The following is a 6,361-nucleotide window of genomic DNA, read 5'->3' as shown; positions in this document are numbered from 1 at the left end:
CCCTGGGACAGGTGGAGGAGGACCGCCAGATCGGCGTTCGACGCTCACTCCACCGCCGCCCCCAAGACCACCCCGTCCCGCTCGGGCACCCGCGTCGCCCCCACCCCCACCGCCCCCCCCCCCCCCCGGTTGTCGCCGAGTTGGGTGTGTATTTTGGGTTTGTTGGGGGGGTCGCGGGCCCGGGGGCCCCACCCTTGTGCCCTGGCGGTGGCGCCCCGCGGCGCGGGCCCGCATCCGGGATCAACGGAAAGGACGCATGTCCGATTCCCCGTAGGGTGGAGCGGTGAAGTCAGACCAGTACGTGACGGTGGCCCGCGAGGGCGTGCACGAGGCGGAGATCAACCGCTCGCGCTTCCTGTGCTCGCTCGCCCCCGCGGCCACCGAGCAGGAGGCGCAGGAGTTCATCGCGCGCATCCGCAAGGAGCACCCCACCGCCACGCACAACTGCTTCGCGTACGTCATCGGGGCCGACGCCTCGGTCCAGAAGGCGAGCGACGACGGCGAACCCGGCGGGACCGCCGGGGTGCCCATGCTCCAGATGCTGATGCGCCGCGACATCCGGTACGCCGTCGCCGTGGTCACCCGCTACTACGGCGGCGTGAAGCTCGGCGCCGGCGGCCTGATCCGGGCTTATGGCGGCGTCGTCGGCGAGGCCCTCGACGAACTCGGCACCCTCACCCGCCGCCGCTACCGGCTGGCCACCGTCACCGTCGACCACCAGCGGGCCGGCAAGACCCAGAACGACCTGCGCTCCACCGGCCGGACCGTGGTGGACCTGCGCTACGGGGCCGCGGTCGAGATCGAGGTCGCCCTGCCGGAGGCGGACCTGCCCGCCTTCGAGGCCTGGCTCGCCGACAGCACGGCGGGCAGCGCCACCCTCACCCTCGGCGGGGAGACGTACGCGTCCTGAGGACGGGCCCCGGGGGCACCGCGGACGCGTTAGCGTAGAGGGTCCCGGCGAGCGGGAGTGACCGCCCGGGACGGACCGGGACGACCAGGGGGACGGAAGAACATGTGCGGCGCGACGTCCGGCGGGGCCGGCGAGTGAGGCTCCTGCACACCTCCGACTGGCACCTCGGCCGGTCCTTCCACCGCGTCAACCTGCTGGGCGCCCAGGCCGCCTTCGTCGACCACCTGGTCGAGACCGTCCGCGAGCACGAGGTCGACGCCGTCCTCGTCGCCGGCGACGTCTACGACCGCGCCGTGCCCCCGCTGCCCGCCGTCGAGCTGTACGACCGGGCCCTGCACCGGCTCGCCGACCTCGGCGTGCCCACCGTGATGATCTCCGGAAACCACGATTCCGCCCGCCGGCTCGGCGTCGGCGCCGGACTGATCGGCCGCGCCGGGATCCACCTGCGCACCGATCCCGAGGGCTGCGCCGACCCCGTGGTGCTGGCCGACGTGCACGGGGAGGTGGCGCTGTACGGACTGCCGTACCTGGAGCCCGCCCTGGTGAAGGACCGGTTCGGTGCGGGCGGGGTGAGCCACGAGGCCGTCCTCGGCGCGGCCATGGACCTGGTCCGGGCCGACCTCGCCGCCCGCGCCCCCGGCACCCGCTCCGTCGTCCTCGCCCACGCCTTCGTCACCGGCGGGCAGGCCAGCGACAGCGAGCGCGACATCGCCGTCGGCGGCGTGGAGGCCGTCCCCGCCGCCGTCTTCGACGGGGTCGACTACGCCGCGCTCGGCCACCTCCACGGCTGCCAGACGATCAACGAACGGGTCCGCTACTCGGGTTCCCCGCTCGCCTACTCCTTCTCCGAGGCCGACCACCGCAAGACCATGTGGCTGATCGACCTCGGCCCGGCCGGGGAGATCACCGCCGAGCGCATCGACACCCCCGTGCCACGGCCGCTCGCCCGGCTCAGGGGACGGCTCGACGCACTGCTGGAGGAGCCCGCGCACGCCGCGTACGAGGACTCCTGGATCGAGGCCACCCTCACCGACCCCGTCCGGCCCGAGGACCCCATGGCCCGGCTCGCCGCCCGCTTCCCGCACACCCTCAGCCTCGCCTTCGACCCCGAAGGCCGCCCGGAGACCGGCGCGGCCTCCTACGCCCAGCGCCTCAAGGGCCGCAGCGACCAGGAGATCGCCGAGGACTTCGTCGCCCACGTGCGCGGCGGCGGTGCCGACGAAGCCGAACGGGCCGTACTCCAGGGCGCCTTCGAAGACGTGCGGGCGGACGACACCCGGCAGGAGACCCGCCGATGAGGCTGCACCGGCTGCGCATCACCGCCTTCGGCCCCTTCGCCGCACCCCAGGAGATCGACTTCGACGCCCTGTCCGGCGCCGGGATCTTCCTGCTCCACGGCCCCACCGGCGCCGGCAAGACCTCCGTCCTCGACGCCGTCTGCTACGCCCTGTACGGATCGGTGCCCGGCCCCCGCCAGGCCCCCGGCACCAGCCTGCGCAGCGACCACGCCGACGCCGCGACGCCGACCGAGGTCACCCTCGAACTCACCGCCGGCGGACGGCGCCTGGAGATCACCCGCCGCCCCGAGCAGGACCGCCCCAAGAAGCGCGGCACCGGCACCACCAAGGACAAGGCGCAGAGCCGGCTGCGCGAGTACGACGGGGAGCACTGGCTCGCCCTCAGCCGCTCCCACCAGGAGATCGGCGAGGAGATCGAGCAACTGCTCGGCATGAGCCGCGAACAGTTCTGCCAGGTCGTGCTGTTGCCGCAGGGCGAGTTCGCCCGCTTCCTGCGGGCCGACGAGGCGGCGCGGGGCCGGCTGCTGGGCCGGCTCTTCGACACCCGCCGCTTCGCCGCCGTCGAGGCACTGCTCGCCGAGCGCCGCCGGGCCGCCGAGGCCAAGGTCCGCGCCGGCGACGAGAAGGTGCTCGGCACCGCCCAGCGGCTCGCCCAGGCGGCCGGCGACAGCGCCGACCTGCGCGCCTGGCCGCTGCCCGGACACCAGCCCGGCGACCCCGGACTGGCCGGGGCGATCCGGGCCTGGGCCGCCGTCGCCCGATGCTCCGCCCGCGAACGGCTCACCGTCGCCGAGTACGGGCTCGCCGCCGTCGAGGCCCGGCACGCCGCCGCCCGGCGGGCCGCCGAGGACGCCCGGGAGCTCGACCGCCTCCAGCGCCGGCACGCCGAGACGGCCCGCCGCGCCGCCCTGCTCGCCGAGGCCGGGCCCGAACGCGAACGGGTCCGCGCCCTGCTGGACCGGGCCCGCCGCGGCGCCCTCGTCGCCCCCGCCCTGGAACTGCGCGGCGCGGCGTCCGCCGCGCACCTGACCGCCGCCCACGCCGAGGCCGCCGCCCGCGCGCAGCTCCCGCCCGCCCTCGCCGGAGCGGGCACCGAGCAGCTGTCCGCCGTGGAACAGCGGCTGCGCGAGGACCTCGGCGCGCTCGGCGCCGCCCAGCGGTCCGAGCAGCGCAGCGCCGGGATCGGCCGCGAACGGGCCACCCTGGAGCGGGAGGCCCGCGACGCCGAGGAGCAACTGCGGGAGACCGCCGACTGGCTCGCCCGCTGGGAGAGCACCCGCACCGCGCTGGCCGAGCGGGTGGACGCCGCCCAGCAGGCCGCGACCCTGGCCGAACAGCTCGCCGGCCGGCTGGAGCCGGCCCGGATGCACCTGAACGCCGCCCGGCGCCGCGACGCACTGGACGCCGACGCGCAGCACGCCGAGGGCGAACTGCTCTCCGTACGCGAGGAGTCCGCCGCCGCACGGGAACGCTGGCTGGAGCTGAAGGAGGCCCGGCTGCGCGGCATCGCCGCCGAGCTCGCCGAGTCGCTGGTGCCCGGCGAGGCGTGCACGGTGTGCGGATCGGCGGAGCACCCCGCTCCGGCGCGGCCGGCCCCCGGGCACGTGGACCGGGCCGCCGAGGACGCCGCCCAGGCCCGCTCCGAGCAGGCCGAGGCGCGCAGGGCCGCCGTCGAGAGCACGCTCGCCGCCGTCCGGGAGGCCCGCGCCGAGGCCGCGGCCGCCGCAGGGGAGGCCACCACCGACGAACTCCTCGCCCTGACCTCGGACCTGAGCTCCCGGCACGCCGCCGCCCACGCCGCGGCCGCCGGACTGCACACGGCCCGGGAGCGGCTCGCCGGCGCCGAGCGCGAGCACGCCGTCCGCAGCGCCGACCGGCTCGACGCCGAGCGGCGGTCCGCCGCCCGGGCCTCCCGGCGCGAGGCCCTGGACCAGGAACAGGCCGCGCTGGAGGCCGAGCTGGCCGTCGTACGGGGCGACGCGCCCACGGTCGCGGCCCGCGCCCGGACCCTGGAGGACCGGGTCCGGATGGTCACCGGGGCCGCCACCGCACTGCGCCGGGCCGAGGACACCGCCGCCCGGCTCAAGGAGGCCGACGACCGGCTCGCCGACGCCGCCTTCAAGGCCGGGTTCGACACCGTCGAGGCCGCCGCCGACGCGGTCCTGCCGGATTACGAACGCACCGCGCTCCAGCACCGCCTGGACGCCTGGCAGGCCGAGGAGGCCATGCTGGCCGACCGCCGCGGCGAGCGCGACACCGCCGCCGCGGCAGACCTGCCCCCGGCCGGCCCGGAGGCCGCCGGGGCCGCCGCCGAACGGGCCGCGGCCCTGCTGCGCACGGCCGGCTCCGCCGTCGACGCCGCCCGGGTGCGCTGCGCGGAGCTGGACCGGCTGTCCCGGCACGCCGAACAGGAGCTGCGGGCGCTGGGCCCGCTGCGCGAGGCGTACGACCGGGTGGCCCGGCTGGCCGGGCTCACGGCGGGCACCTCCGCCGACAACGAGCGCAAGATGCGGCTGGAGGCGTACGTCCTGGCCGCCCGTCTGGAGCAGGTCGCGGCCGCCGCCACGGTGCGGCTGCTGCGGATGTCCGGCGGCCGCTACACGCTCGTCCACTCCGACGCCAAGGCGAGCGGACGCGGGCGCTCCGGCCTCGGGCTGCACGTGGTGGACGCCTGGACCGGCAGCGAGCGGGACACCGCCACCCTGTCGGGCGGCGAGACCTTCTTCGCCTCCCTCGCCCTGGCCCTCGGCCTCGCCGACGTCGTCACCGACGAGGCGGGCGGCATGCGCCTCGACACCCTCTTCATCGACGAGGGCTTCGGCAGCCTCGACGACCAGGCGCTGGACGAGGTGCTCGACGTACTGGACTCGCTGCGCGAACGGGACCGCAGCGTCGGCATCGTGAGCCACGTCGGCGACCTGCGCACCCGCGTCCAGGCCCAGTTGGAGATCGTCAAGCAGCGCGGCGGTTCCGTCGTGCGCCACCGCACCGCGGCCCTCACGGACTGAGCGGGCGCCGCGGCAGCGGTGAGGAGTACACGATGCTGGTCGTGACGGCGCCCAGGCCCGAGATCCGGCCCGCGACCTCCTCCAGGTGCCCCATCGAGCGGGCCGCCACCTTGAGCACGAAGCAGTCGTCCCCCGTGACGTGGTGGGCCTCCAGGATCTCCGGGGTGGCCTCCAGCAGGTCGTGGAACGGCTTGTAGTTGCCGTGCGGATAGCGCAGCCGGACCAGCGCCAGGATGGACTTGCCCAGCTTCTCCGGGTCCACCACGGCCGTGTACCCGGTGATCACGCCCGCCTCCTCCAGCCGGCGCACCCGCTCGGTGACCGCGCTCGCGGACATGGAGACGGCGCGCGCGAGATCGGCGAAACTGGCCCGGCCGTCCTCCTGGAGGGCCGTCAGGATGCGCCAGTCGGTGGCGTCAGGGGAATAGTCGGTCATGGACCAGATGTAGCAGTGGAATCCCCGGCTGAACAAGAGGAAGGCCGGGGAATGGCACTTCCCGAGATGATCAGTGCCTCGTAGATTCGACGCCATGACGACCACGCAGACGCAGCTCACCGAAGCGGGCACCCTCCCGGCCGCCGCCACGACCACCGCCAACCCCGTGCTCCGGGTGCCCCCGGCCACTCCGGCCGCGGCCGCCGCCTACTTCGAGGCGAGCCTCGCCTTCCACGCGGACGTGTCCGATGTCGCCGCCGCCTTCGAGGCCCACCGCGAGCAGGGCGCCGCACTCGGCTTCCAGCTGGTCGACTCGCGCTCCACCCCGGCCTGGGACCAGGCCCACGTACCCGGCGCGATCCACCTGCCGACCGCCCTCATCCCCGAGCAGGCCGAGCGGCTCCTCGACAAGGACCTGCCCGTCGTCACGTACTGCTGGGGCCCCGGCTGCAACGGCGCCACCCGCTCCGCCCTCGCCCTGGCCCGGCTCGGCTTCCAGGTCAAGGAGATGCTCGGCGGCATCGAGTACTGGATCCGCGAGGGCTTCGAGGTCGAGACCTGGCAGGGAGGCCGGCAGCGCACCGAGGCGGACCCGCTGACCGCACCCACCGACTCCGACGACTGCGGCTGCTGAGGCGCCCGCCGCGCGCCGCGACCCCGTACGGGCCGCCCACCCGCCCCGGGGGGGGGGGCGCGGCGGCGTGGCGGC

General features: G+C 75.9%; 5 protein-coding genes. 4 read left to right on the top strand and 1 reads right to left on the bottom strand.

Annotation, left to right across the window (positions count from 1 at the left end; all coding sequences use genetic code 11):
• Positions 1-283: 283 nt before the first annotated feature.
• The 3 genes from ACFXA3_RS31625 (at position 284) to ACFXA3_RS31615 (ending at position 5,216) form a co-directional block, all read left to right on the top strand.
• Positions 284-910, top strand: a complete 627-nt coding sequence (locus tag ACFXA3_RS31625) for a YigZ family protein (protein WP_385192338.1) — start codon at positions 284-286, stop codon at positions 908-910.
• Between the two features lie 134 nt (positions 911-1,044).
• Positions 1,045-2,208: an exonuclease SbcCD subunit D gene (locus ACFXA3_RS31620; protein ID WP_385192336.1), complete on the top strand. Its 1,164-nt coding sequence runs from the start codon at positions 1,045-1,047 to the stop codon at positions 2,206-2,208.
• Positions 2,205-5,216: an AAA family ATPase gene (locus ACFXA3_RS31615; RefSeq protein WP_385192334.1), complete on the top strand. Its 3,012-nt coding sequence runs from the start codon at positions 2,205-2,207 to the stop codon at positions 5,214-5,216. Before ACFXA3_RS31620 ends, ACFXA3_RS31615 begins: the two co-directional genes overlap by 4 nt.
• Here ACFXA3_RS31615 and ACFXA3_RS31610 read toward each other — a convergent pair.
• Positions 5,206-5,652, bottom strand: a complete 447-nt coding sequence (locus tag ACFXA3_RS31610) for an Lrp/AsnC family transcriptional regulator (RefSeq protein ID WP_385192332.1) — start codon at positions 5,650-5,652, stop codon at positions 5,206-5,208. The genes ACFXA3_RS31615 and ACFXA3_RS31610 overlap by 11 nt on opposite strands.
• 94 nt (positions 5,653-5,746) lie before the next feature.
• Between ACFXA3_RS31610 and ACFXA3_RS31605 the strand changes: the two genes are divergently transcribed.
• On the top strand, positions 5,747-6,286 hold the full coding sequence (locus ACFXA3_RS31605) for a rhodanese-like domain-containing protein (protein ID WP_385192329.1): 540 nt from the start codon (positions 5,747-5,749) through the stop codon (positions 6,284-6,286).
• Positions 6,287-6,361: the final 75 nt, after the last annotated feature.

This window comes from Streptomyces sp. NPDC059456 (assembly GCF_042750055.1).
In the GTDB taxonomy this organism is placed as follows: domain Bacteria; phylum Actinomycetota; class Actinomycetes; order Streptomycetales; family Streptomycetaceae; genus Streptomyces.
The sequence above is the reverse complement of the archived record's forward strand: the minus strand, read 5'-3'. Positions and strand labels throughout refer to the sequence as shown.

Excerpts from the sequence above, each read along its gene's own strand:
- ACFXA3_RS31615 (WP_385192334.1), top strand. The coding sequence starts at position 2,205 with ATGAGGCTGCACCGGCTGCGCATCACCGCCTTCGGCCCCTTCGCCGCA.
- ACFXA3_RS31610 (WP_385192332.1), bottom strand. The coding sequence starts at position 5,652 with ATGACCGACTATTCCCCTGACGCCACCGACTGGCGCATCCTGACGGCC.
- ACFXA3_RS31605 (WP_385192329.1), top strand. The coding sequence starts at position 5,747 with ATGACGACCACGCAGACGCAGCTCACCGAAGCGGGCACCCTCCCGGCC.